Origin of the sequence: Streptomyces sp. NPDC052682, from assembly GCF_040678435.1 — a bacterium.
Lineage (GTDB): Bacteria > Actinomycetota > Actinomycetes > Streptomycetales > Streptomycetaceae > Streptomyces.
On sequence record NZ_JBFATS010000016.1, the window covers coordinates 101814 to 126068 of the forward strand.

24 protein-coding genes are annotated in these 24255 nt (G+C 72.8%); 12 read left to right on the forward strand and 12 right to left on the reverse strand.

Annotated elements, in window-relative coordinates:
• Positions 1-44: 44 nt before the first annotated feature.
• Positions 45-686, reverse strand: a complete 642-nt coding sequence (locus AB0K80_RS24565) for a TetR/AcrR family transcriptional regulator (RefSeq protein ID WP_365673054.1) — start codon at positions 684-686, stop codon at positions 45-47.
• A gap of 84 nt (positions 687-770) precedes the next feature.
• On the opposite strand from AB0K80_RS24565, the gene AB0K80_RS24570 reads away from it, so the two are divergent.
• From AB0K80_RS24570 to AB0K80_RS24580, 3 genes are all read left to right on the forward strand, one after another.
• Positions 771-1922 carry an acyl-CoA dehydrogenase family protein gene (locus AB0K80_RS24570; RefSeq protein ID WP_365673056.1) on the forward strand — a complete coding sequence of 384 codons (1152 nt, stop codon included), beginning with the start codon at positions 771-773 and terminating at the stop codon, positions 1920-1922.
• 75 nt (positions 1923-1997) lie between these two features.
• The gene (locus AB0K80_RS24575; protein ID WP_365673058.1) at positions 1998-2243 is read left to right on the forward strand and encodes a YiaA/YiaB family inner membrane protein; all 246 of its coding nucleotides are present in this window, start codon (positions 1998-2000) and stop codon (positions 2241-2243) included.
• Between the two features lie 98 nt (positions 2244-2341).
• Entirely contained in the window at positions 2342-2998 is a 657-nt protein-coding gene (locus AB0K80_RS24580; protein WP_365673060.1) for a TetR/AcrR family transcriptional regulator, read from the forward strand.
• Here the strand turns inward: AB0K80_RS24580 and AB0K80_RS24585 are convergent.
• On the reverse strand, positions 2989-3450 hold the full coding sequence (locus AB0K80_RS24585; RefSeq protein ID WP_365673062.1) for a MaoC family dehydratase: 462 nt from the start codon (positions 3448-3450) through the stop codon (positions 2989-2991). The genes AB0K80_RS24580 and AB0K80_RS24585 overlap by 10 nt on opposite strands.
• Positions 3451-3555: 105 nt before the next feature.
• On the opposite strand from AB0K80_RS24585, the gene soxR reads away from it, so the two are divergent.
• Positions 3556-4044: a redox-sensitive transcriptional activator SoxR gene (gene soxR / locus AB0K80_RS24590; RefSeq protein ID WP_365673063.1), complete on the forward strand. Its 489-nt coding sequence runs from the start codon at positions 3556-3558 to the stop codon at positions 4042-4044.
• Between the two features lie 618 nt (positions 4045-4662).
• Here the strand turns inward: soxR and AB0K80_RS24595 are convergent.
• The 3 genes from AB0K80_RS24595 to AB0K80_RS24605 all read right to left on the reverse strand — a co-directional run bounded on the left by AB0K80_RS24595 (position 4663) and on the right by AB0K80_RS24605 (position 7262).
• On the reverse strand, positions 4663-5730 hold the full coding sequence (locus AB0K80_RS24595) for an RNA ligase (ATP) (RefSeq protein ID WP_365673065.1): 1068 nt from the start codon (positions 5728-5730) through the stop codon (positions 4663-4665).
• 84 nt (positions 5731-5814) lie between these two features.
• Positions 5815-6534, reverse strand: a complete 720-nt coding sequence (locus AB0K80_RS24600) for a 3-keto-5-aminohexanoate cleavage protein (protein ID WP_365673066.1) — start codon at positions 6532-6534, stop codon at positions 5815-5817.
• A 125-nt stretch (positions 6535-6659) separates the two neighbouring features.
• Entirely contained in the window at positions 6660-7262 is a 603-nt protein-coding gene (locus tag AB0K80_RS24605; RefSeq protein ID WP_365673068.1) for a hypothetical protein, read from the reverse strand.
• A 264-nt stretch (positions 7263-7526) separates the two neighbouring features.
• Between AB0K80_RS24605 and AB0K80_RS24610 the strand changes: the two genes are divergently transcribed.
• Complete coding sequence (locus AB0K80_RS24610) at positions 7527-10322, forward strand: penicillin acylase family protein (protein WP_365673069.1); 2796 nt, start codon at positions 7527-7529, stop codon at positions 10320-10322.
• A 134-nt stretch (positions 10323-10456) separates the two neighbouring features.
• Here AB0K80_RS24610 and AB0K80_RS24615 read toward each other — a convergent pair whose 3' ends face one another.
• Positions 10457-11710, reverse strand: coding sequence for a DUF1343 domain-containing protein (locus AB0K80_RS24615; RefSeq protein ID WP_365673071.1), 1254 nt, complete (start codon positions 11708-11710; stop codon positions 10457-10459).
• 169 nt (positions 11711-11879) lie between these two features.
• Here AB0K80_RS24615 and AB0K80_RS24620 point away from each other — a divergent pair, with 169 nt between their 5' ends.
• Genes AB0K80_RS24620 through AB0K80_RS24630 form a run of 3 tightly spaced genes read left to right on the forward strand, consistent with a single transcriptional unit; the run spans position 11880 to position 14937 of the window.
• Positions 11880-12653: an SDR family oxidoreductase gene (locus tag AB0K80_RS24620; protein ID WP_365673072.1), complete on the forward strand. Its 774-nt coding sequence runs from the start codon at positions 11880-11882 to the stop codon at positions 12651-12653.
• A complete protein-coding gene (locus AB0K80_RS24625) occupies positions 12650-14314 on the forward strand; it encodes an AMP-binding protein (protein ID WP_365673074.1) in 1665 nt (554 codons plus the stop codon). Before AB0K80_RS24620 ends, AB0K80_RS24625 begins: the two co-directional genes overlap by 4 nt.
• Before the next feature lie 29 nt (positions 14315-14343).
• Positions 14344-14937 carry a TetR/AcrR family transcriptional regulator gene (locus AB0K80_RS24630; protein ID WP_365673076.1) on the forward strand — a complete coding sequence of 198 codons (594 nt, stop codon included), beginning with the start codon at positions 14344-14346 and terminating at the stop codon, positions 14935-14937.
• A gap of 62 nt (positions 14938-14999) precedes the next feature.
• Here the strand turns inward: AB0K80_RS24630 and AB0K80_RS24635 are convergent, their stop codons facing one another.
• The 6 genes from AB0K80_RS24635 to AB0K80_RS24660 form a co-directional block, all read right to left on the reverse strand.
• Entirely contained in the window at positions 15000-16223 is a 1224-nt protein-coding gene (locus AB0K80_RS24635) for an acyl-CoA dehydrogenase family protein (protein ID WP_365673077.1), read from the reverse strand.
• Between the two features lie 3 nt (positions 16224-16226).
• On the reverse strand, positions 16227-17261 hold the full coding sequence (locus AB0K80_RS24640; RefSeq protein ID WP_365673079.1) for a phosphotransferase family protein: 1035 nt from the start codon (positions 17259-17261) through the stop codon (positions 16227-16229).
• A 133-nt stretch (positions 17262-17394) separates the two neighbouring features.
• Complete coding sequence (locus AB0K80_RS24645; protein ID WP_365673081.1) at positions 17395-17733, reverse strand: DUF202 domain-containing protein; 339 nt, start codon at positions 17731-17733, stop codon at positions 17395-17397.
• Positions 17730-18122, reverse strand: a complete 393-nt coding sequence (locus AB0K80_RS24650; protein ID WP_365673083.1) for a DUF202 domain-containing protein — start codon at positions 18120-18122, stop codon at positions 17730-17732. Before AB0K80_RS24650 ends, AB0K80_RS24645 begins: the two co-directional genes overlap by 4 nt.
• A gap of 104 nt (positions 18123-18226) precedes the next feature.
• Positions 18227-18739: an NUDIX domain-containing protein gene (locus tag AB0K80_RS24655; RefSeq protein ID WP_365673084.1), complete on the reverse strand. Its 513-nt coding sequence runs from the start codon at positions 18737-18739 to the stop codon at positions 18227-18229.
• A gap of 81 nt (positions 18740-18820) precedes the next feature.
• Positions 18821-19726, reverse strand: a complete 906-nt coding sequence (locus tag AB0K80_RS24660; RefSeq protein ID WP_365673086.1) for a DMT family transporter — start codon at positions 19724-19726, stop codon at positions 18821-18823.
• Positions 19727-20109: 383 nt separating this feature from the next.
• Between AB0K80_RS24660 and AB0K80_RS24665 the strand changes: the two genes are divergently transcribed.
• From AB0K80_RS24665 to AB0K80_RS24680, 4 genes are all read left to right on the forward strand, one after another.
• Positions 20110-21060 (forward strand): hypothetical protein, encoded by a 951-nt coding sequence (locus AB0K80_RS24665; RefSeq protein ID WP_365673089.1) that lies wholly within the window; start codon positions 20110-20112, stop codon positions 21058-21060.
• A gap of 35 nt (positions 21061-21095) precedes the next feature.
• A complete protein-coding gene (locus tag AB0K80_RS24670; RefSeq protein ID WP_365673091.1) occupies positions 21096-22649 on the forward strand; it encodes an APC family permease in 1554 nt (517 codons plus the stop codon).
• A 71-nt stretch (positions 22650-22720) separates the two neighbouring features.
• A complete protein-coding gene (locus AB0K80_RS24675) occupies positions 22721-23494 on the forward strand; it encodes a molybdopterin-dependent oxidoreductase (RefSeq protein WP_365673092.1) in 774 nt (257 codons plus the stop codon).
• Complete coding sequence (locus tag AB0K80_RS24680; protein WP_365673093.1) at positions 23491-24114, forward strand: cytochrome b/b6 domain-containing protein; 624 nt, start codon at positions 23491-23493, stop codon at positions 24112-24114. Before AB0K80_RS24675 ends, AB0K80_RS24680 begins: the two co-directional genes overlap by 4 nt.
• Positions 24115-24255 lie beyond the last annotated feature (141 nt).

A 24255-nucleotide genomic window follows, 5' to 3' on the forward strand; every position in this document is an offset into this window, starting at 1 on the left:
CTCCAGGATGGGCCGCGGACGGTTCGGCAGCCGCCGAACCGTGCCTACGCGGCGCCGCGCACCTGCTCGTACTGCCGCGCCAGGCCGTCCAGCAGCGCCGTCAGCCCCGTCTCGAAGGCCCGCTCGTCGATCTTCTCCTGCTGCTCGGCGAGGAGGTGGGCCTGGCCGAGGTGCGGGTAGTCGGCGGGGTCGTAGGCGCTCGCGTCGTCCACGAAGCCCCCGGCGAAGGAGCCGAGCGCGGAACCCATGATGAAGTACCGCATCAGCGCGCCGATGGAGGTGGCCTGCGCGGGCGGCCAGCCCGCCTCGACCATCGCGCCGTACACGGCGTCGGCGAGGCGCAGCGCGGCCGGGCGGCGGCCGGGGCCGCGGGCCAGGACCGGGACGATGTTCGGATGGTCGCGCAGGGCCGCCCGGTAGGAGACGGCCCAGTCGTGCAGCGCGGCCCGCCAGTCCCGCCCGTCCTCGAACATCGACAGGTCGACCTGGGCGCTGACCGAGTCGGCGACCGCCTCCAGGATCTCGTCCTTGGTGCGGAAGTGGTTGTACAGGGAGGGCCCGCTCACGCCCAGTTCGGCGGCGAGCCGGCGGGTGGAGACCGCCGCGAGGCCCTCCCGGTCCACGAGATCCCGCGCCGCGGCGACGATGCGGTCGGTGCTGAGCAGGGGCTTGCGCGGTCGGGCCATGGCGCACATAGTAGGGCTGCGACTGGAAACTAGCGGTGCTAATTAAATGGCCCGCGCGTACGGCTCTCAGTGGGGTGGCCCGTGGTGAACCTTGAGCTCAGCGAGGAGCAGACGGCTGTCCGGCAGCTCGCCCGGGACTTCGTGGCGCGGGAGGTCGCCCCGTACGCCGCCGCCTGGGACCGCGCCGAGGAGGTCGACCGCGCGCTCGTGAAGAAGCTCGGCGAGCTCGGGTTCCTGGGGCTGACGATCGACGAGCGCTACGGCGGCTCCGGCGGCGACCACCTGGCGTACTGCCTGGTGACGGAGGAGCTCGGCCGGGGCGACTCGTCGGTGCGCGGGATCGTGTCCGTCTCCCTCGGGCTGGTGGCCAAGACCGTCGCCGCCTGGGGGAGCGAGGAGCAGAAACGCCAGTGGCTGCCCGGGCTCACCTCGGGCGACCTGGTCGGCTGCTTCGGTCTGACCGAGCCCAGTACCGGCTCCGACGCGGGAAGCCTCGCCACCCGGGCGGTCCGCGACGGCGGCGACTACGTCCTCAACGGCACCAAGATGTTCATCACCAACGGCACCTGGGCCGACGTCGTCCTGCTCTTCGCCCGCTCGACCGACGCACCCGGCCACCGGGGCGTCTCCGCCTTCCTCGTCCCGGCCGGCACCCCCGGCCTGACCCGCCGCCCGGTCCACGGCAAGCTCGGGCTGCGCGGCCAGGCCACCGCCGAGCTGGTGCTGGAGGACGTCCGGGTACCCGCCTCCGCGCTGCTGGGCGAGGAGGGCAAGGGCTTCTCCGTCGCCATGTCGGCACTCGCCAAGGGCCGTATGTCGGTCGCGGCGGGCTGTGTCGGCATAGCCCAGGCCGCCCTGGACGCGGCGGTCCGGTACGCGGGTGAGCGCGAGCAGTTCGGGAAGACCATCGCCCACCACCAGCTGGTGCAGGAGCTGCTCAGCGACATCGCCGTGGACGTCGACGCCGCCCGGCTGCTGACCTGGCGGGTCGCCGACCTCGTCGACCGGGGGCAGCCCTTCGCCGTGGAGTCCTCCAAGGCCAAGCTCTTCGCCTCGGAGGCGGCCGTCCGGGCCGCGAACAACGCCCTGCAGGTGTTCGGCGGCTACGGCTACATCGACGAGTACCCGGCGGGCAAACTGCTGCGCGACGCCCGGGTGATGACCCTGTACGAGGGCACCAGCCAGATCCAGAAACTGGTCATCGGGCGGGCGCTGACGGGGGTCTCGGCGTTCTGAGCACCTGCCTTCTGAGTATCCCCCTGAGTACGACGGCGGATGCGGCCGGCGCTCGGGCGCCCGACCCTGGTCCCCATGAGTGACACACCGGTCAAGCAGCAGAACACGGCCGCCTTCTACGGCCAGGCCGTCGCCTCGTTCTCCGTCGCCATGGCCGCCACCGCCATCGGCATCTTCAAACTGAACGCCGACGCCTGGGTGCGGGCGTTCCTCGCCATCGCGGTCCTGTATCTGGTCACCTCCGCCTTCACTCTCGCCAAGGTGATCCGGGACCGTCAGGAGGCGGCGGTGCGGCCCTACGGCCCGTACGAGAAGCTCTGAGCCGCCCGCGTCGGCCAGGGGCCTGTGAGCGGGCACGCTAAGCGCCCGCTCAGCTTCGGCGGTATGGTGTTACCCCTGACCGTGATGAGGGGTGAGCGATGAGTACGGCGGAGGAGACGGCCGGCGGTGAGGCGCAGCCGTGGGGTGAGGTCACGCCCGACGCGGCCCGGCGGTTGCTGATCGCCGCCGTGGAGGCCTTCGCGGAGCGCGGCTACCACGCCACGACGACCCGGGACATCGCGGGCCGGGCCGGGATGAGCCCGGCCGCGCTCTACATCCACTACAAGACCAAGGAAGAGCTGCTGCACCGCATCAGCAGGATCGGCCACGAGAAGGCGCTCGAGATCCTGCGCACGGCGGCCCGGGGCGAGGGCAGCGCCACCGAGCGGCTCGCCGACGCGGTGAGCTCCTTCGTCCGCTGGCACGCCGGCGGCCGCACCACCGCGCGGGTCGTGCAGTACGAACTGGACTCGCTCGGACCGGACGCCCGCGCGGAGATCGTGGCGCTGCGCCGGCAGTGCGACGCCGTGGTGCGCGGCCTCATCGAGGAGGGCGCGGCGTCCGGCGAGTTCGACGTCCTCGACATGCGCGGTACGACCCTCGCCGTGCTCTCCCTCTGCATCGACGTGGCCCGCTGGTTCAACGTCGACGGCCCCTGGACGCCCGACGAGGTCGGCGCGCTCTACGCCGACCTCGTGCTGCGGATGGTCGGGGCGAAGCAGCCTCCGGCGCCCTCAGGCGGAGATCACAGGTAGTACCGCGCCACCGACTCGGCCACGCACACCGGCTTGTCGCCGCCCTCCCGCTCCACGGTGAAGGCGACCGTGACCTGGACGCCGCCGGGCACGTCCTCGACGCCGGCGATCCTCGCGGTGGCGCGCAGCCGGGAGCCGACCGGCACGGGGGCGGGGAAACGGACCTTGTTGGTGCCGTAGTTGACGCCCATCTTCACGCCCTCGACCTGGATGAGCTGCGGCCCGAACAGCGGCAGCAGCGACAGGGTCAGGTACCCGTGCGCGATGGTGGTCCCGAAGGGTCCCGCGGCCGCCTTCTCCGGGTCGACGTGGATCCACTGGTGGTCACCGGTGGCCTCGGCGAACAGGTCGATCCGCTTCTGGTCGATCTCCAGCCAGTCCGTGTGCCCCAGCTGCTCGCCCACCGCCGCCTTCAGGTCGTCGACGGACGTGAAGATCCTCGGCTCTGCCATGTCCCGGCCTCTCGTCGCAGATGTCTAAGCGACTGCTTAGCATGCTAGGGGGCGAGGGTCATGTCAACGGACCCGGCGCCGGAGGGGCTCGGTAGGGTTCGAGGAGTGCCCCAGATTCCAGAGAAGATCCACGAGCTCACGGTCGGCCAGCTGTCCGCGCGCAGCGGTGCCGCCGTCTCCGCCCTGCACTTCTACGAGTCCAAGGGCCTGATCAGCAGCCGCCGCACCGCGGGCAACCAGCGCCGCTACACCCGTGACACGCTGCGCCGGGTCGCCTTCATCCGGGCGGCGCAACGGGTCGGCATCCCGCTGGCGACGATCCGCGAGGCGCTCGCCCAGCTCCCCGAGGAGCGGACTCCCACCCGCGAGGACTGGAGCCGCCTGTCGGAGACCTGGCGGGCCGAGCTCGACGAACGCATCAGACAGCTGAACCGCCTCCGTGACCACCTCACCGACTGCATCGGCTGCGGCTGCCTGTCCCTGGACACCTGCGTCCTGTCCAACCCGGACGACGTCTTCGGCGACCGCCTGACGGGTTCCCGCCTGATGACCGAGAACCCGGCCCGCCGCCCACCGAACACCCGACGCCGCTAGCACGGCCTGCCTTTCTGTAGGAGCAGCCACCGAGCCGCCGTGCCGCTGGGACGGCCCGAGCGGTCGCACCGGCCCGGCCTCGGCGGGGACGCAGGGGCCGGGGGAACGGTGCCCCGGTGCGCGAGCTGAGCCGACGGCAGTCACGCCGCTTCGGCGGCGGCGCCGTATGAGGGCGGCGTGGTGCGCGCAGTCGACGCCGGGAGCGGTGGTGCCGTGCATGCGGCTGGGCCGTGGCGGTGATGCCGCCCGGGTGGGCGCGGCGGCATCTCACGGCGCCCGGGCCGCGCACCCGTCCGGCTTCGGCGGGGGCGCCGGGTTTCGGGTATGCGGGCGGCAGTGGTGCGCGCAGTCGACGCTGGGAGCGGTGGTGCCGTGCATGCGGCTGAGCCGTGGCGGTGATGTCGCCCGGGTGGGCGCGGCGGCATCTCGCGGCGCCCGGGCCGCACACCCGTCTGGCCCCGGCGGGGACGCCGGGGCCAAGGAGCAGGCGGCGTAGTGCACCCAGCCAAGCCGGCGGCAGTCATGCCGCACCCGCCCGGCACCGGCCCCGCGCCGGGCGGCAGGCAAGCGGGCGGCGGCGCAGACGCTGCTCAGCCGACGGCAGTCACGCCGTGCTGCTCACTCGTACTCCGTGCCGCCCTTCCTCACCAGGTACGCGGGGCTGACCGCCTTGGCGATCGCCCGGCCCCCCACCACCGCGCTGTACCGCTCGGCAACGGGCCGTATCACCACACCCTCCCGCAGATGCAGCTCCCGCCCGGACACCGTCTCGCGCCCGCTGGCGACCGCCAGCACCCGGTCGATGTCGTACGGCCCCTCGTACAGCCGCGGCACCAACGGCAGCTGTCGTTCGAGCAGTTCCGCCGCGTCCAGCCACCGCACCCGGCCGTCGATCTCGGCGGACACGTCGAACACGGCGTACCCCAGCGTGTCCCGGCGCCCGTCCGCGCCGTAGGTCAGGTCCTGGACGCCAGCCCCGTACACCTCGCCGAAGATCCCGACCCGCCGCGCGCCCAGCCGTGCGGCGAGCCGGGCCGCCGCCTCGGCCACTCCGTGTCCGCGCACCGCCCGCCAGTACAGGTTCCGTGGATCCTCCCTCAGCGCCAGGGACTTGGCCCCGAACCCCTTGGACGACACGTACACCCGCTCCTCCTCGGCGACATACGTCAGCAGGCACGCCGAGCCGTGCAGCTTCTCGGTGAGGACGACCGGCTCACCGGGCGTGAAGATGTCCGGGTAGCGCTGGATGTTCTCGATGTCGACCCAGGGCAGCAGCTCCGGCGCGGACTCCACCTCGCCGCTCATCGTCGGCGGGATCGGCGGCACCCACTTGGTGATGCCGAGCCGTTCCGCGAAGTCCGTGCCGTCCTGCGCCGCCCGCGCGAGATCGACGTCCGCGAGCGCCTTCGGCCGGCACACGATGCCCTGGGACAGCTCGCCGCGCAGCCGCACCGCCTTGACCCGGTTGTGGTCGCTGCCCGCCAGACGGCCGGTCAGCCCCAGTTCCTCGATCAGTCCGGCCGGGAGCACGGCCTGCTCGGGGATGTAGACGGCGGCCTCGCCGGTGCGGTACGCGCCCTTGGCGACGACGGCCCGGTACAGGCCCACCTGGGCCAGTTCGAGGGCGTCGGCGTTGGGATGCTCGTGGACGGCCAGCACTTCGGCGGTGACGCGCAGCGTCGACATGGGGACTCCTCGGTTCCTCAGGTGTGTTTCATCGCCCCCAACTGTCCGCAGCGGAAAGGGCTGGAGCGAGCGAATTAGTCGCTGCTACCGTGCCCGCCGGTACTCGGCCAGCCCTGCCGCCACCAGCTGCGCGTTGGACGCGGCCGGTCTGCCGTCCGGCAGGAACAGCGTGTCCTCCAGGCCGATCCGGGTCGCCAGCCGCAGCCGCCCGGCCAGGCGCAGCACCGGCCAGGCACCGCCGTTGTCCCCGTGCAGCAGCACCGGCCGGCCCCGCGCGGTACCGAGGGCGGACAGCAGCGCTCGCGCCGAGTCCTCGGCCGTGCCGGCGTCCTGGTCCGTCACCTCCGCCAGGACCCGCAGCACCTTCGGGGCCAGAGGCGAGGCGGTGAAACGCTCCACCCCGTCGGTGCCCGACCAGATGCCGGCCTCCACGCCCACACCGCGGGCGAGGAGCGCGGCGGCCACCTGCTCGGCGCCCGCCTCGTGCCAGTTGACCGAGGCGTGGTCGGGCAGCACCGTCCAGGTGCGGATCCGCTCCGCCCGGGCCGCCGGGTCCGGTTCGGCCCAGGCGCCCGTGGTCACGCCGACCGGCACGGACACCCGTGCCCGTATCGCCTCGAGCGTCGCGGCCAGCACGGGCGCCGACAGCGTGTCCTGACCGCACGGCGTCTTGGGATGGACGTGGATGTCCGTCGCCCCGGCCGCGACGGCCTGCGCCGCCGCGTCGGCCAACGCCTCAGGGGTCAGCGGCACGGCCACCCCGTCGGCCGCTCCCCGGGACCCGTTCAGACACACCTGCACCATGCCCTGATGGTGCCAGCCCCCACCGACAACGCACCCTGTGTCCCGGTCGCCGTCGCCTTCGCCGTGTCGAAACCGCCGTGTCGAAGGGGGGTGCGGCATCCCCTGCGCACCCCCGTCGTGCTCCCTCAGGCCGACACCAGCATCCTCGTCCGCCGGGCGTCCGCCACGGCATCGGGCGTGAGCACCGGGAGCGGCACCAGGATGCCGCAGTCGGTGCAGACCGGGCCCGACGAGGGTTCGTGGTCCAGGCCGTGCTTCCACACGAGCCGTTCCCCCTGGCACACGGGGCAGGACGAGCCCGGCTCGCGCTCCAGCGCGGCGATCAGCCGGCGCAGCACCTCGGCCAGCGGTTCACGGGGATGGACCGCCGGATCGTCGCACCACGCCACACCGAAACCGCCCCAGGTCATGCGGTGCCAGTCGTCCACACTGCCCGGCCTGCGCAGCCCGTCGTGCTTCTCCTTCTTGCGGCGCTCGGCGAACTCGACCTCGTAGGCCAGCCACACCGCCCGCGCCTCCTCCAGTTCCTCCAGCGCGGCCACGAGCCGCGCTGGGTCAGGAGAGCGGTCCTCGGGGCCGAACCCCGCCCGGGAGCAGAGGTGGTCCCAGGTCGCCCTGTGCCCGTAAGGGGCGAACCGCTCCAGGCATTTGCGCAGTGAGTAGCGCCGTAGCGCCAGATCGCACCGTGGGTCTCGGACCTGTCTCGCCAGACTCCGGAAACCGGCCATCGTCCTGCACCTCCGTCACACCTGCACCTGTCATCCGGTCACTTCGGCGTCGTTGTACGGACGTCGCCGAATAGACGTATCGACAAGCGAATCGGCTCCATCCTTTTTCCGATGGCCCCCATCAGCGGGCCGTGGGGCTTCTCGAGCCAACTGCCGTTGTGCCTGTGTCTGCTGTGGTGACTCCCAAAAGTGACGCTCGTTCATCTTCAATCGCGGGGCTACCGGCGGTAACATCCCGCCCACCCCTGTCGGGAGGAGCCCCCCATGCCTTGGCGCACCCCACGCACCGCCCTCGACACACTGAGAACTCCCCGGGGAATCCCCGGGTTCCTGAAGAGCGCGGCCATATGCGCTCTCGTTGCCGGTCTTTTGTCGCCGCTCTCCCCGGCGACGGCCGCAGAGCCCGCGGAAGTGAAGGCCACGGCCGCCGACGACCACTGCGGCGGCCAGTGTTCCGACATCCTGCCGCCCGGTCAGAACGGCAACGCCACCCTCGCCCAGATCCTCCTCAACCAGGCGTTCGGCACCCTGCCCGAGCACGCCTCCGACCAGCTCGGCCCGTACGCGGGCCTTGCCACGGGCTATCCCGCCCTCACCAGCGACAAGATCAACACCTTCTTCAACGACTCCTCCTTCGGGGTCCCCGCCGACCAGGTCGCCTCCACCCTGAAGCCCGCCGGCCGCGGCGACGTGACGATCGTCCGCGACAAGAAGACGGGCGTCCCGCACATCACCGGTACCACCCGGTACGGCACGGAGTTCGGCGCCGGCTACGCGGTGGCCCAGGACCGGCTGTGGCTGATGGACGTCTTCCGGCACGTCGGCCGCGGCCAGTTGACCTCCTTCGCCGGCGGCGCTCCCTCCAACCAGGGCCTGGAGCAGCAGTTCTGGCGCAACGCCCCGTACACCGAGGCCGACCTCCAGGCGCAGATCGACAACGCCGTCGCCGTGAACGGCGAGCGAGGCAAGCTCGCCCTCGCCGACGCCAAGGCCTACCTCGACGGCATCAACGCCTACATCGACGCCTCCGACAGCGGACGGTACTTCCCCGGCGAGTACGTCCTGACCGGGCACAAGGACTCGATCACCAACGCGGGGAAGATCGAGCACTTCAAGATCACCGACCTGGTCGCCCTCGGCTCGGTCGTCGGCGCGCTGTTCGGCTCCGGCGGCGGCGGGGAGGTGAACAACGCGGTCTCCCTGCTGGCCGCCCAGGAGAAGTACGGAGTTGCCGAAGGCACCAAGGTCTGGGAGTCCTTCCGCGAGCGCAACGACCCCGAGGCCGTGCTCACCGTCCACGACGGCAGCTTCCCCTACGCCACCCGGCCCGAGAACCCGCAGGGCCTGGCCCTGCCCGACCCCGGCTCGGTCGAGCAGGAGCCGCTGGTGTACGACCGCACCGGCAGCGCGGCCGCGCCCGGCGCGGCCGGCGCCTCGCGCACGGCGGCCAAGGCGGCGGTGTCCTCGGCGAAACGCGGCATGTCCAACGCGCTGGTGGTCAGCGGCAAGCACACCGCCAGTGGCCACCCGGTCGCCGTGTTCGGCCCGCAGACCGGCTACTTCGCGCCCCAGCTGCTGCTGCTCCAGGAGATCCAGGGGCCGGGCATCAGCGCCCGCGGCGCCTCCTTCGCGGGACTGAGCTTCTACGTCGAACTCGGCCGGGGTCAGGACTACGCCTGGAGCGCCACGACGTCCGGCCAGGACATCATCGACACCTACGCCGTCGAACTGTGCCAGGACGACTACCACTACCTGTACCGCGGTGTCTGCACGCCCATGGAGAAGGTCGAGCAGAAGAACGCCTGGAAGCCGACCACCGCGGACGGCACCGCGGCCGGCTCGTACACCATGCGCGTCTGGCGCACCAAGTACGGGCCCGTCGAGTACCGCGCGAGCGTCGGCGGCAAGAAGGTCGCCTACACCACCCTGCGCTCCTCCTACCTGCACGAGGCCGACTCCATCATCGGCTTCCAGATGCTGAACGACCCGGACTACGTCAAGGGTCCCGAGGACTTCCAGCGCGCGGTGCAGCACATCAACTACACCTTCAACTGGTTCTACGCCGACTCCCGGCACACCGCGTACTACAACAGCGGCGACAACCCGGTGCGCGCCACCGGCGTCGACGCCGAGTTCCCGGTCTGGGCGCGGCCCGCCTACGAGTGGCGCGACTGGGACCCCGCGACCAACACCGCCGCCTACACCCCGCCCTCGGCCCACCCCCACTCCATCGACCAGGACTACTACATCTCCTGGAACAACAAGCAGGCCAGGGACTACACGACCGCGCCCTGGGGCAACGGGTCCGTGCACCGCGGCAACCTGCTGGAAGACCGGGTGAAGAAGCTGGTCGCGGCGGGCGGGGTCACCCGGGTCTCGCTGGTGAAGGCGATGGCCGACGCCGGGCTCGCCGACCTGCGCGCCGAGGACGTACTGCCCAAGCTGCTCAAGGTGCTCACCGGTTCGGCGGTGACCGACCCGGCGGCGAAGGCGGCGGCCGACAAGCTCCAGGCCTGGGTCGCGGCCGGCGCCAAGCGCACGGAGACCGCGCCGGGGTCGAAGACGTACGCCCACGCCGACGCCATCCGGATCCTGGACGCCTGGTGGCCGCTGCTGGTCCGCGCCGAGTTCGAACCGGGTCTCGGCAGCGACCTGTACACCGCCTTCACCGCCAACCTGCCGATCGACGAGTCCCCGTCGGCCGCGCACGGCCCGACCGGCTCGCACGCCGGAAGCTCCTTCCAGTACGGCTGGTGGAGCTATGTCGACAAGGACATCCGCGCGGTGCTCGGTGAGCCGGTGAAGGGGCCGCTGGCACGGACGTACTGCGGCGGCGGCAGCCTCGGCGGCTGCCGGGACGTCCTGCTCGGCACCCTGAAGGAGGCGGCGGCCAGGACGCCCTCCCAGGTCTACCCGGGCGACGACCAGTGCGCGGCGGGCGACCAGTGGTGCGCCGACTCGATCGTCCACCGCACGCTCGGCGGCATCAAACACGGCAAGACCAGCTGGCAGAACCGCCCGACCTACCAGCAGGTCGTGGAGTTCACCTCCCACCGGTAGCCACACCGGCACACCGGCGGCGGGCCACCGACTGGAGCCCGCCGCCGGCACCGGCTGGTCAAGCCCAGGTGAGGAGACAGGCCCCGCCGCATCCTCCCGCCGGCAGGAGGGGCCGACCAGGGGGCGCAGCTCGCTCACCGGTACAGCAGGTACCGCTCCCGCACCCGTCGGAACGCCGTCAGTTCCTCCCGCCAGCCCGCCACCACCTCGTCGGTGCCGGCCCCCGCGTCGATCATCGTGCGCACCCGCGGGGAGCCGGTGAGCTTGTCGATCCAGTGGTCCGGGCGCCATGCGAAGCCGCTCCACACCTGCCGGGCCGTCACCAGCAGCGCGATGCCGGTCCGCACGGGGTCGAAGGCGGCCCGGTCATGCACATGGATCTGCACGCCCCCGACCGTCCTGCCCTGGAACTTGGAGAAGGTGGGCGCGAAGTACGCCTCCCGGAAGCGCACTCCGGGCAGGGCGAGGCCGTTCGCGGCGGCGGCCCAGCGCCCGTCGACGCCCTCCGCGCCCAGCAGTTCGAACGGCCGGGTCGTGCCGCGCCCCTCCGACAGGTTCGTGCCCTCGAACAGGCACGTCCCGGCGTACACGAGCGCCGTGTCCGGCGTCGGCATGTTGGGGCTCGGGGGCACCCAGGGCAGCCCGGCGGCGTCGTAGAAGTCCGAGCGCCGCCAGCCCGTCATCCGTACGGTTGCCAGCTCCACCGGCGCGGTCAGGAACTCCCCGTCGAACAGCCGCGCCAGCTCGGCGACGGTCATGCCGTGCGCCTGGGAGATTGGCTGCCGCCCGACGAAGGTCGCGAACTCCTTGTGCAGCACCGGGCCGAGGGCCGCCCGGCCGGTCACCGGGTTCGGCCGGTCCAGCACCACGAAGCGCTTGCCCGCGAGCTGCGCGGCCTCCATGCAGTCGTACAGCGTCCAGATGTACGTGTAGAAGCGCGCGCCGACGTCCTGGATGTCGAAGACGACGGTGTCCACGCCGGAGGCGGTGAAGACGTCGGCGAGCGGCCGGCCGCTCTTGAGGTAGGTGTCGTAGACGGGCAGCCCGGTCGCCGGGTCCTCGTACCGCCCCTCGGAGCCGCCCGCCTGCGCCGTGCCCCGGAAGCCGTGCTCGGGGCCGAACACGGCGGTCAGCTCCACACGCCGGTCGGCGTGCATCACGTCGACGATGTGGCGTACGTCCCGGGTGACACCGGTCGGGTTGGTGACGATGCCCACCCGCTGCCCGCGCAGCAGGGCGTAACCGTCCGCGGCCAGGCGTTCGAACCCGGTCCGCAGCCGGCGGCCGCCCCGGGCCGGTGCCGCCTGCCCGGTTGCCGCCCGCGCCGGTGCGGCCGAGGCCGCCACCCCGGCCGTGGTGGCGAGCAGGCCGCGTCTGGACAGCTTCATGCGGTGACCTCCGTCTCCCGGGGGCGAATGGCATGCTCCCGCACGCTAGCGTGCGCCCGGGACACGCGGAACACAGTGGACCGGCCGCCTTGCGCCACCCTTCCGCGTGACATACCGACCGGTTAGTCTGACGCGGCAGAGTCCAGTCGCGTCGTCGTCGAAGGAGACCGTGGTGGGAGCCGTGCAGGGTGCGGGAGTGGTCGTGACCGGGGCGGGAGGCGGCATCGGGGCCGCGCTGGCCCGCCGCTTCGCCGCCGAGGGAGCCCGGGTCGTCGTCAACGACCTGGACGCCGGCCGGGCCGAGGCGGTCGCCGAGGAGATCGGCGGCCTGGCGGTGCCGGGCGACGCCTCCGCGATCGTCCCCAAGGCCCGGGAGGCGCTCGGCGGCACGGTCGACGTGTACTGCGCCAACGCGGGCGTCGCCTTCGAGGGCGGGGAGGCCGGAAAGCCGCTCGACGAGCGGGCCTGGGCCACGTCCTGGGACGTCAACGTCATGGCCCACGTCCGTGCCGCCCACGAGTTGCTGCCCGCCTGGCTGGAGCGCGGCAGCGGCCGGTTCGTCTCCACCGTGTCCGCCGCCGGTCTGCTCACCATGATCGGCGCCGCGCCGTACGCGGTCACCAAGCACGGCGCGTACGCCTTCGCCGAGTGGCTGTCGCTGACGTACCGCCACCGTGGCCTGAAGGTGCACGCCATCTGCCCGCAGGGGGTCCGCACCGACATGCTGGCCGCGACCGGCAGCGCGGGTGACCTGGTGCTCCAGCCGACCGCGATCGAGCCGGAGGACGTGGCCGACGCCCTGTTCCGGGGCATCGAGGAGGACCGTTTCCTGATCCTGCCGCACCCCGAGGTCGCCGGGTACTACCAGGCCCGGGCCGCCGACCCCGACCGCTGGCTGGGCGGCATGAACCGCATCCAGCAGCAGTGGGAGGCCACCCGGTGACCGAGTCCCGTTACGCCGCCCGGCCCTGGCTGGCCCTGCTGAGCGACGCACAGAAGGCCCCGATCAGCCCCGCCGGCTCACTCGTGGACGCCCTGCGCCGGGCCACGGCCGAGGCCCCGGAGCGCACCTTCCTCGCCTACTTCGACGGGCGCCTGACCTACCGGGAGGTGGACGAGCTCAGCGACTCCGTCGCCGGGTACCTCGCCGCGCGGGGCCTGCGGCGCGGCGACCGGGTCGCGGTGCTGCTGCAGAACTCCCCGCTGTTCGTGCTCGCCGTGCTCGGCGCGTGGAAGGCCGGCGGGATCGTCGTCCCCGTCAACCCGATGTACAAGGCGGGGGAGATGGCGCACGTCCTGCGGGACGGCGAGGTGACCGCGCTGGTGTGCTCCGAGCGGGCGTGGGAGTCGTACCTGCGCGAGACGGCGGCGCAGTCGCCGGTGCGGATCGCGCTGACCGGCTGCGAGCGGGACTTCCAGAGCCGCGACGACACGCGTGTGCTGGGCTTCGAGCGGCTCGGGCGGGCCGCCGACGCCGACGACCTCGCGACCGTGGCCCGCGCGGGCCACCCGGCGCCCGCGGGCCGCGCGCCGGGCCCGTCCGACATCGCCCTGATCAGCTACACCTCCGGCACCAGCGGCACGCCCAAGGGCGCCACCAACACGCACGGCAACATCATGTACAACGCCGAGCGGCAGCGGACCGGGCTCGGCCTGCCCGAGGCGCCCGTGTACTACGCGCTGGCGCCGCTGTTCCACATCACCGGCATGGTCTGCCAGTTCGGCGCCTGCCTGAACAGCGCGGGCACGCTCGTGCTGACGTACCGCTTCGAGGCGGGCGTGGTGTTGGACGCCTTCGCCGAGCACCGGCCGCACTACACCGTCGGCCCCTCGACCGCCTTCATGGCGCTGGCCGCCCACCCCTCCGTCACCCGTGACCACTTCTCCTCCTTCCGGGTGATCTCCTCCGGCGGCGCTCCGCTGCCGCCCGCCCTGGTCGAGAAGTTCCAGGCCGGCTTCGGCCCGTACCTGCGCAACGGCTACGGGCTGACCGAGTGCACCGCCCCCTGCGCCTCCGTCCCACCGCACCTTCGGGCGCCCGTGGACCCGGTGTCCGGGACGCTGGCGGTCGGCCTGCCCGGTCCGGACACGGTCGTGCGGATCGTGGACGACGAGGGCGCCGAGGTGCCCTTCGGCGAGCAGGGCGAGATCGTCGTCCGCGGCCCGCAGGTCGTGCCCGGCTACTGGCGGCGCCCCGACGCGACCGCCGAGACGTTCCCGGACGGTGAGCTGCGTACGGGCGACATCGGGTTCATGGACGAGCGGGGCTGGCTGTACGTCGTCGACCGCAAGAAGGACATGATCAACGCGTCCGGCTTCAAGGTGTGGCCGCGCGAGGTCGAGGACGTGCTGTACACCCACCCGGCGGTGCGCGAGGCGGCCGTCGTCGGGGTGCCCGACGGGTACCGCGGCGAGACCGTGAAGGCCTACATCAGCCTGCGTCCGGGCGCCGAGGCGGACCCCGGTACGCTCGCCGCCTACTGCAAGGAGAGACTGGCCGCCTACAAGTACCCGCGTCAGGTGGAGATCCTGCCGGACTTGCCGAAAACGGCGAGTGGGAAGATCCTCCGTCGGGAACTGCGTTCACTCCCGCACGACAACTGAGCAGCAGAACGGAAAGGCAGGTGGCGGCAGTGCCCAGGACGACGGACGGTGACGGCACTCCCGTGCCCCAGCGGCTCCTGGCCGCCGCCACCCGGCTCTTCGCCGAGCAGGGGTACGACCGGACTTCGGTCCAGGAGATCGTCGAGGCGGCCGGCGTCACCAAGGGGGCGCTCTACCACTACTTCGGCTCCAAGGACGACCTGCTGCACGAGGTGTACGCGCGTGTGCTGCGCCTCCAGCAGGAGCGCCTGGACGCCGTCGCGGCGTCCGACGAGCCGGTGGACAAGCGGCTGCGGGACGCGGCGGCGGACGTCGTGGTGACGACCATCGAGAACCTCGACGACGCGTCGATCTTCTGGCGGTCCATGCACCACCTCAGCCCCGAGAAGAACAAGCAGGTCCGCGCCGAGCGCCGCCGCTACCACGAACGCTTCCGCGCCCTGATCGAGGAGGGCCAGGAGGCGGGCGTCTTCTCCCGGGCCACCCCGGCCGACCTGGTGGTGGACTACCACTTCGGCTCCGTCCACCACCTGTCCACCTGGTACCGCCCCGACGGCCCCCTCACCCCCCAGCAGGTCGCCGACCACCTCGCGGACCTGCTGCTGCGGGCGCTGCGGCCGTAGCGCGGCTCTCCCGGGCGACGAGAAGGGGCGGTCACCGTGGCGACCGCCCCTCCACTCGCTCCCTACAGGTACTTCTTCAGCTCCCGCCGGGCCAGCGACCGCTGGTGCACCTCGTCCGGCCCGTCGGCGATCATCAGCGTCCGCGCGCTGGCGTACAGCTCGGCCAGCGGGAAGTCCTGACTGACGCCCCCGGCGCCGTGCAGCTGGATCGCCTTGTCCAGGATCCCGACGACCGTACGCGGCGTGGCGATCTTGATGGCCTGGATCTCCGTGTGGGCGCCCTTGTTGCCGACGGTGTCCATCATCCAGGCCGTCTTCAGCACCAGCAGCCGCAGCTGCTCCACGGCCACGCGCGCGTCCGCGATCCAGTTGTGGATCACGCCCTGCTCGGCCAGCGGCCGGCCGAAGGCCGTACGGGACACGGCGCGCCGGCACATCAGCTCGATCGCCCGCTCTGCCATGCCGATCAGCCGCATGCAGTGGTGGATCCGCCCGGGACCGAGCCGCGCCTGGGCGATGGCGAAACCGCCGCCCTCCTCGCCGACGAGGTTCGACACCGGCACGCGCGCGTGGTCGAAGACCACCTCGGCGTGGCCGCCGTGGTACTCGTCCTGGTAGCCGAAAACCTGCATGGGCCGCTTGACCGTGACGCCCGGCGTGTCACGGGGCACCAGCACCATCGACTGCTGGCGGCGCGGGTCCGGCCCGTCCGGGTCCGTCTTGCCCATGACGATGAAGATCTTGCAGTCGGGGTGCATGGCCCCGGAGATGTACCACTTGCGGCCGGTGATGACGTACTCGTCCGACCCGTCGGAGGCCCGCTCGATCCGGGTGGTGATGTTGGTGGCGTCCGAGGAGGCCACCTCCGGCTCGGTCATCGCGAACGCCGAGCGGATCTCCCCGGCCAGCAACGGCTCCAGCCACTGCTTCTTCTGCTGCTCGTCACCGAAGAGCGCCAGCACCTCCATGTTCCCGGTGTCGGGCGCCGCGCAGTTGGTCGCGGTGGGGGCCAGCTGCGGGGAACGGCCCATGATCTCGGCGAGCGGCGCGTACTGGAGGTTGGTGAGCCCCGCGCCGTACTCGGCGTCCGGCAGGAACAGGTTCCACAGGCCCTGCCTGCGGGCCTCGGCCTTCAGGTCCTCCACGACCGGGACGGTGTCCCACGGCGAGGCCAGGGCGGCGCGCTGCTCGTGGGCGACGGACTCGGCCGGATAGACGTACTCGTCCATGAAGGCCAGCAGCTTGGCGCGCAGTTCCTCGGTGCGCGCGTCGAACGCGAAGTCCATGGCTCAGCCCTCCTGGAGGCCTTGGTGAAGAGTGGTCAGACCGTGCTCGATGAAGACGGGGACGAGGTCGCCGATGCGGTCGAAGCCGCGGCCGACCGTCTGGCCCAGCGTGTAGCGGTAGTGGATGCCCTCCAGGATCACGGCGAGCTTGAACCACGCGAACGCCGTGTACCAGGAGACCGCGCAGACGTCGCGCCCCGAGCGCGCGGCGTACCGCTCGATGAGTTCCGACGGCGCCGGGTGCCCGGGCGCCTCGGCGGTCGTGGAGACGGGCGAGTCGGGCATGCCCAGCGGCATGCTGTACATCACCAGCAGGCCCAGGTCGGTGAGCGGATCGCCCAGCGTGGACATCTCCCAGTCGAGGATCGCCTTGATCTCGTCGTCCGCACCGATCAGGACGTTGTCCAGCCGGTAGTCGCCGTGCACGACCGCCGGTGCGGGGGAGCGGGGCAGCTCCCGCCCCAGAGCCGCGTGCAGCTCGTCGATGCCGGCCAGCTCGCGGTTGCGGGAGGCGGCCAGCTGCTTGCCCCAGCGCCGCAGCTGCCGGTCCAGGAAGCCCTCCGGGCGGCCGAAGTCGCCGAGTCCCACCTCCTGCGGGTCCACCGCGTGCAGCTCGACGAGCGTGTCCACCAGGTTCAGCACGGCCTGCCGGGTGCGCCGCGGGCCGAGCGGGGCGAGCTGGCCGGCGGTGCGGTACGGGATGCCCTCGACGAACTCCATGACGTAGAACGGCGCCCCCAGCACCTCCTCGTCCTCGCACAGCAGCACCGGCCGCGGCACCGGCACGGCCGTCGGGTGCAGCGCGCTGATCACCCGGTGCTCGCGCTTCATGTCGTGCGCGGTGGCCAGGACGTGCCCGAGCGGCGGCCGCCGTACGACCCACCGGGAGGTGCCGTCGGTGACCGCGTAGGTGAGGTTGGACCGCCCGCCCTCGATCAGCCGGCCGGACAGCGGGCCGGTCACCAGGCCGGGCCGCTCGCGCTCCAGCAGGCCGTGCAGCCGGTCGAGATCGAGTCCTGGCGGGTGGTCGGGGCTCATCGTCGCTCCTCCGGGAGGGGACCAGTACCCGACACATGATGCCGACCGGTCGGTATGTCGTCCAGTGGGGCGAGCAAACGTGATCGGAGCCACGATAGGCCCGCAAGCCGCCCGCAGGTCAGAGGCCTGAGGCTCAGGGCCGGGAGCCGTGCAGGACGAGCGCCGCCCCGCACACGGCCGTCGCCACCGTGCACAGCGCGGCCGCGACGGCCTGCCGGGGCACGAGCCGCGCGGGCACGCCCGGCACCGTGAGCCCGCGCAGCCGGCGGTGCGCGACGCCCAGCAGGCCCAGCCACAGCAGGCAGCTCAGCGCGGACGCGGTGACCCCGGCCGCCGACGCGCCGCCGTGCAGCGCGCTCTTCGCCGCGAGCACCGCGCAGACGGTGCCCGACAGGGTCGTACGCCGCCACGCCAGCCGGGTCCGCTCGGGCTGGAGCCCGGGGTCCCGGTCCTGCGCGGCCCGGGCGCTCACCCCTCCCACCCGACCAGCACGACCAGCACCATGGCGACGGCCACCACCGCCACGACCAGGCCCAGCAGCGCCGGGAACCGGGACGCCGGCAGGTCCTCGCCCCGGCGCATGGCCCGCTCGCAGCGCACCCAGTGGTTGACCGCCCGCAGCGAGCACAGCACACCCGCGGCGAGCAGGGCGAGCGCGAGGCCCACCCGCCAGCCCCAGCGCAGGTCCGGCAGGAACTGGTCCACGGCGAACCCGCCGCCGATCAGCGCGAGCGCGGTGCGCAGCCAGGCCAGGAAGGTGCGTTCGTTCGCCAGCGAGAAGCGGTAGTCGGGAGTCTGCCCCTCCCGCCGGACCTCCTCGGGGGCGAACCACAACCGGACGTTCCGCACGAACTCGCTCACGCGCAGGACCCTACCCGGGGCCGTCCCACGGGTCGCTGTCAGGACCGGCCGCCACGGTCCGGGCAGGGCGCCCCCTGCCGAGCGCCCGCTGCGCAGTGCCCTGCTCAGCCCCGCGTCCGGTACGCCCTGAGCCGCTCGTACGCCGCGAGGCCGTCCGGCACCCACTCCCAGTCGCGCAGCCGGCGTTCCACCTCGTCCTCGGGCAGGAAGTCGTACCAGGCGACCTCCTCGGCCTGCGGCCGGACGGGCAGCGCGCAGCGGACCTCGTACACCGCGGACCACCAGCTCCGCCCCGCGCCGTCGTCGTACAGGAACTTGAACAGGTACTCGGGGCGCGGCAGACCGCTCACCCCGAGCTCCTCCTCGGCCTCGCGCAGGGCGGCCTCGTCGTAGGGCTCGCCCGCGCCGACCACTCCGCCGACGAACATGTCGTACAGGGAGGGGAAGACCAGCTTGGTGGGCGTACGGCGGTGCACGAAGATCCGGCCCTCGGCGTCCCGGACCTGGATGAACACGCAGCGGTGCCGCAGGCCCTTGGCGTAGGCCTCACCCCGCGGCGACCGCGCGACCACCCGGTCGTGCTCGTCGACGATGTCGAGCATCTCGTCAGCGCTCATGCACCCATCCAAGCAGGGGGCCGGCTTTCGGGGATCACGCCCCGGGCCTCCCACAGCGGCCCCTGTCGCGCGGCCCCGCCCTCACTGCGGCTGAAGCGCCGGCACCGCTTCGGCCGTCCGGGGCCGGGCCGCCGTGCCCTGGGGCATCGCCGGATGCAGACCCAGCAGCACGATGCCCACGATCACCGCCGCCAGCCCGCCGGCCTCCCAGGTCAGCGCGACCGCGTCGGTGCGCAGGCGGTCGCCCAGGAAACCGACGCCGCAGATGATTCCCGCGATGGGCTGGGCCGCGGTCAGCGCGGGCAGGGACATCCGCAGCGGGGCCGTCTCGAAGGCGCTCTGCACCAGCAGCAGCCCGGTGACGCCGAGCGCCAGGACGGCGTACGGCTGCCAGCCCGTGAGCAGCTCAGCGAAGCCGCCGGAGGCGAAGCGCTGCCCGCTGAGCCGGGTCAGCGCGTCCTGCACGCCGTACAGCAGCCCGGCGGCCAGTGCCAGCAGCACCGGGCCGGAGCGCAGCCGGGAGCGCTTCGCGTACGCCGTGAGCAGCAGGCCGAGCCCGACCATGGGGCCGATGATCAGCCAGGGGCGCAGCGGATCGCCCGGGGCGCTGCCGCCGTGCGGCTGCCCCGCCACGATGAACACGCTCACTCCGCCCGCGAGCAGGGCGAGCCCCGCCCAGCCCTGCCGGCCGAGCGGCTGCCGGGTCTGCCGGCGCGACAGCGCGAGCGCGAAGAGGAGGTTCGTCGCCAGCAGCGGTTCGACCAGGGACACCTCGCCCTGCCCGAGCGCCATCGCCCCGAGCGCCATGCCGGCCACCATGAGCCCGATGCCCCCGAGCCAGCGCGGCACCCGCATCAGGTCCAGCAGCAGCCTGGGGGAGAGGAAGTCGTTCAGCGGGGCCCGCTGGGCGGCGTTCTGCTGGAGAACGAACCCGAAGCCCAGACAGCACGCAGCACTCACCGCGAGAAGCAGAACCAGAAACGACACGCCGCGTACCTTCGATGATCGGGGCCGGGCCGCGGGACCCGGCAGGGCGCGACCGCACGTCCAGCCATCGTGAGCGGCGAGCCGGGGCCCACGCTATGACGTACGCCACAAAAGAGCGAAAAGAATTAAGTGGGGTTAAACGGGCGAAATACCCCGGGGGGTATGCGTGTCCGTGCCGCAGCTCCGTCGTCTACCGGCCACCGTGGCCACAAGTCCCCCAGAAGTCACGCTACTTGACGCGTGTAACACGCCGCTCGCCCTTGACGCAGACTGTTGGCTCCCGGTTTGCTGTGCGTGATCAGTTCATGGCCTCGCGCACACCTCCGCCCCCGCCGACCGCGCCGTGAACCGCACCACGAGTGAACGCGTGAGGATGTTCCGCGGTGTCCCCACCCCCGCCTCCCCTCGGCCGTGGCCGAAGACGCGCGGCCCAGGCCCTCGACGAGGCCCTCGACGACGCCGCCCTCGTCGACGCGCGCTCCGCCCTCGCACAGGGCCGGTGGCAGACCGCCCGCTCGCTGCTGGCGCGCACCGGTGACGACTGGGATCGCCGGGGCCACCGCATCACCGTCCTGGCCCGCGAGACCTACTGCGCCGCCTGGGCCAAGGAGTGGCTGCTCGCCGAGCCGGAGTCCGCCGACGCCGCCGTCCTGCTCGCTCTCGCCGAGGTCCGGCGCGCCCTGCGCGGCAAGCAGAAGCCGCCGCGCGCCCGCGAGGCCTGCCACCGCGCCGCCCGGCTCGCCCCCGCCGACCCCACCCCCTGGCTCGGCCTGCTCCTGCTGGAGCGTGCCCTGGGCGCCGACGAGGACGTGGTCCGGCTCTTCGAGGAGGTCCGCGCCCGGCACGCCGACCACCATCACGCCCACCACCTGATGGTCGCCCGGCTCGCCGAGCGCCGCGCCGGCATCGGACCGGACCCGCTGCACGAGGTGTACGACTTCGCCAACTGGGCCGCCGAACAGGCCCCCGCCGACTCCCCGCTCGCCATCCTGCCGGTCGTCGCCCACGCCGAGCGCTACCGCGTGCTGGCCGCCGCCGGGCACGAACCCGCCGACCCGGCCGCCTCCGGCCACTGGGCCGGCCGCCGCGCCCGCCAGGTGATGAAGGCCGCGTTCGACTGGTGGCTGGAGTGGGAGCACGAAGGCCATCCGCGCCGCCTGGTCGACCTGAACTATCTCGCCCACGCCAAGGTCTGCGAGGGGCGGGGCGCCGAGGCCGCCGCCCTGTTCCACCGCATCGGCGACCATGCCACCCCGGCGCCCTGGTGCTACCCGGACCGCGACCCGCACGCCGCCTTCCGCGCCGCCCGCGCCGCCGCGCTCGGCACGGTGTGAGGCCCCTCCCGACCCTTCCGAAAGGACACATCCAGATGACGACGGACGAAGCGAGCACCGGCAGAGCAGCGCCCACCGCCCCCGGAGGCGGGATCAGCACGTTCAAGGGCCAGGACCGGGCCCTGCGCGCCGACCGGCTCGGCACGGTCGGCCTGCTGCTGTCCGTGCTCGCCGCGACGGCTCCCCTCATGGTGGTCGCGGGTGTCATGCCCACCACATTCGGGGTGATGGGCATCGTCGGCCAGCCGCTGCTGTTCGTGATCCTCGCCGCCGTCCTCGCCCTGTTCAGCGTCGGATACGCCGAGATGAGCCGGCACGTCCACAACGCGGGCGCCTTCTACGCGTACATCTCCCGCGGCCTCGGCGGCACCGCCGGCGCCGGCGCGGCCATGGTCGCGCTCGTCGCCTACAACGCCCTCCAGGTCGGCATCTACGGCATCTTCGGCTTCGAGGTGTCCGGGCTGCTCGCCACCTACCTGGAGATCGACCTCGCCTGGTGGATACCGGCCCTGCTGGCCGTGCTCGCCGTCGGCGCCCTCGGCTGGCTGAAGATCGACCTCAACGCGCGCGTGCTCGGCGTCCTGCTGCTCATCGAGGTCGCGCTCGTCGTCGTCTTCGACGTCGCCGCCCTCGCCGACCCCGGCCCCCAGGGCCTGTCGCTGCACGCGTTCGACCCGGACACCCTCACCGGCGCCGGCGTCGGCACCGCCCTGTGCTTCTGCGTCGCGGCCTTCCTCGGCTTCGAGCAGGCCCCCGTCTACGCCGAGGAGACCAGCAGGCCGCACGTCCTGGTGCCCCGCGTGATGTTCCTGGCCATCGGCGGCATCGCGGTCTTCTACACGATCAGCTGCTGGGCGCTGACCGTCGCCACCGGCCCGTCGGCGATCGTCGGCACCGCGCAGAAGCAGAGCGCGGGCCTGCTGTTCTTCCTCACCGGGGACCTGCTCGGCGACACCTTCACGGACGTGCTGCACGTGCTGTTCGTGACCGGCATGTTCGCCGCGATGCTCAGCTTCCACAACGTCGTCGCCCGGTACGCCTTCGCCATGGGCCGCGAAGGGCTGCTGCCCGCCGCGTTCGGCCGCACCAGCAGCACCAGCGGCGCGCCCGGCACCGGCTCGCTGCTGCAGACGGCCGTGTCCCTGCTGGTGGTGGCCGCCTTCGCCGTCACGGACGACAAGCCGGCCGGTGACCCGACCGCGCCCGTGCTGCGCCTGTTCACCTGGATGGGCAACCTCGGCGCACTCGGCGTCGCCGTGCTGATGGCCGCGGCCTCGGTCTCCGTCGTCGTCTTCTTCGTCCGCCGCGGCGCGGCCGGCGCCCAGGCCTGGCGGCTCGTCGCCTCCGGGCTCTCCGTGGTCGCGCGGCTGTTCATCGTGGTCTACACCGTCAAGGACTTCGACGTCCTGATCGGCGCGGGCCCCGACTCGGCGCTGAGCCGGCTCCTGCCCGGCGTCATCGCCCTCGCGCTGGCCGTCGGCCTGATCCAGGGCCTGGTCATGCGTGCCCGCAGGCCCGGGGCGCACGCCCGCATCGGCCTCGGCAACGAGGCGTTCCAGCTGGAGAAGGCGGCGCACGAGACCCCCTGAGGTTCCCGTGGGAGGCGACGAGCATCCGCGAACCCTGGCCCAGCCGGGCCCGCGGGTGCTCGAATGGGAGCGTGAACGACGAACGACCCGCCGAGCACCCGCACGCACCCGAGGAGCCCCCGGGCGCGCCCGAGGAGGGCGGCACCCCCGTCGGCCGCCGCGTCCTGCTCGGCACCCTCGGGCTGGGCGCCCTCGGCGTGGTCGCCGCACCCTCCCTGCAACGCGGCCTGGAGTCGCTCCTCGCCGGGGCCGCCGACAAGGACCCCACCGGGCTGACGGGCCTGCTCCCCAACGGCGGCGGCTTCCGCTACTACTCGGTCGCCACCTCCGTCCCGCACAAAAACGCCCGCACCTACCGCTTGACGGTGGACGGCCTCGTCGACCACCCGAGGACCTACACGCTGGCCGACCTGTCGGCCCTGCCGCAGACCCGCCTGGTCCGGGACGTCCAGTGCGTCACCGGCTGGCGGGTCCCCGGCACGCCCTTCGAGGGCGTACGCCTGTCCCGGCTGCTGGACGCGGCCGGCCCACGCCCCACCGCGAAGGCGGTCCGCTTCACCTGCTTCGACGGCACCTACACCGAGAGCCTCACCCTCGACCAGGCCCGCCGCGCGGACGTCCTGGTCGCCCTGCGCATGCAGGACAAGTCCCTCGGGCACAGCCACGGCGGCCCGGTCCGCCTCTACGTGGCCCCCATGTACTTCTACAAGTCCGCCAAGTGGCTCTCCGGCATCACCGTCACCGAGGACGTCCGCCCGGGCTACTGGGAGGAGCGCGGCTACGACGTGGACGCCTGGGTGGGCCGCTCCAACGGACGCGACGACGAGCCCACGAGCCGACGATGACCCTGGACGTCGACACCCCGCCGCCCACCACCCGCGTACGGCGCTTCAGCCCGGCCGAACGGTGGGTGCACCGCACCACGGCCGCCCTGATGGGCGTGTGCGTGCTGACGGCGGCCTGCCTGTACGTCCCCCAGCTCGCCGAACTCGTCGGCCGCCGGGCCCTGGTGGTCACCGTGCACGAGTGGGCCGGCCTCGCCCTGCCCGTGCCCGCCCTCGCCGGACTGGCCTCTCGCGCGTTCCGCGCCGACCTCGGCCGGCTCAACCGCTTCGGCCCGCACGACCGCCTGTGGCTGCGCGCCGCCCTGCGCCGCGACAAACGGCCCGCCTCCCGCCCGGCGGGCAAGTTCAACGCCGGCCAGAAGATCTACGCCGCCTGGATCGCCGGTGCCACGCTGGTGATGCTCGGCACGGGCCTGATCATGTGGTTCACCCACCTCACCCCGCTGCTGTGGCGTACCAGCGCCACATTCGTCCACGACTGGCTGGCCCTGACCATCGGCATCGTCCTCGCCGGCCACATCGGCATGGCCCTGGGCGACCCGGAGGCCCGCCGCGGCCTGCGCACCGGCACGGTCAGCCGCACGTGGGCCCGACGGGAGCACCCGCTGTGGCGCCCCTGACCGCGCACCACGGCCCTGTTTCTCCCACAGCTGCGGCGAAGTGGTGCCGGAGCGCGAGCGGCAGCGTGACCCCGGGCTGCGCGGCACGAGCAGCCCCCGAACGCCGTGACCAGCAAGGCGGACACCAGAACAAAGCGACCA

Coding starts and splice junctions, on each gene's coding strand:
- AB0K80_RS24565 (WP_365673054.1), bottom strand. CDS start 686: ATGGCCCGACCGCGCAAGCCCCTGCTCAGCACCGACCGCATCGTCGCC.
- AB0K80_RS24575 (WP_365673058.1), top strand. CDS start 1,998: ATGAGTGACACACCGGTCAAGCAGCAGAACACGGCCGCCTTCTACGGC.
- AB0K80_RS24580 (WP_365673060.1), top strand. CDS start 2,342: ATGAGTACGGCGGAGGAGACGGCCGGCGGTGAGGCGCAGCCGTGGGGT.
- AB0K80_RS24585 (WP_365673062.1), bottom strand. CDS start 3,450: ATGGCAGAGCCGAGGATCTTCACGTCCGTCGACGACCTGAAGGCGGCG.
- AB0K80_RS24595 (WP_365673065.1), bottom strand. CDS start 5,730: ATGTCGACGCTGCGCGTCACCGCCGAAGTGCTGGCCGTCCACGAGCAT.
- AB0K80_RS24600 (WP_365673066.1), bottom strand. CDS start 6,534: ATGGTGCAGGTGTGTCTGAACGGGTCCCGGGGAGCGGCCGACGGGGTG.
- AB0K80_RS24605 (WP_365673068.1), bottom strand. CDS start 7,262: ATGGCCGGTTTCCGGAGTCTGGCGAGACAGGTCCGAGACCCACGGTGC.
- AB0K80_RS24610 (WP_365673069.1), top strand. CDS start 7,527: ATGCCTTGGCGCACCCCACGCACCGCCCTCGACACACTGAGAACTCCC.
- AB0K80_RS24615 (WP_365673071.1), bottom strand. CDS start 11,710: ATGAAGCTGTCCAGACGCGGCCTGCTCGCCACCACGGCCGGGGTGGCG.
- AB0K80_RS24635 (WP_365673077.1), bottom strand. CDS start 16,223: ATGGACTTCGCGTTCGACGCGCGCACCGAGGAACTGCGCGCCAAGCTG.
- AB0K80_RS24640 (WP_365673079.1), bottom strand. CDS start 17,261: ATGAGCCCCGACCACCCGCCAGGACTCGATCTCGACCGGCTGCACGGC.
- AB0K80_RS24655 (WP_365673084.1), bottom strand. CDS start 18,739: ATGAGCGCTGACGAGATGCTCGACATCGTCGACGAGCACGACCGGGTG.
- AB0K80_RS24670 (WP_365673091.1), top strand. CDS start 21,096: ATGACGACGGACGAAGCGAGCACCGGCAGAGCAGCGCCCACCGCCCCC.
- AB0K80_RS24680 (WP_365673093.1), top strand. CDS start 23,491: ATGACCCTGGACGTCGACACCCCGCCGCCCACCACCCGCGTACGGCGC.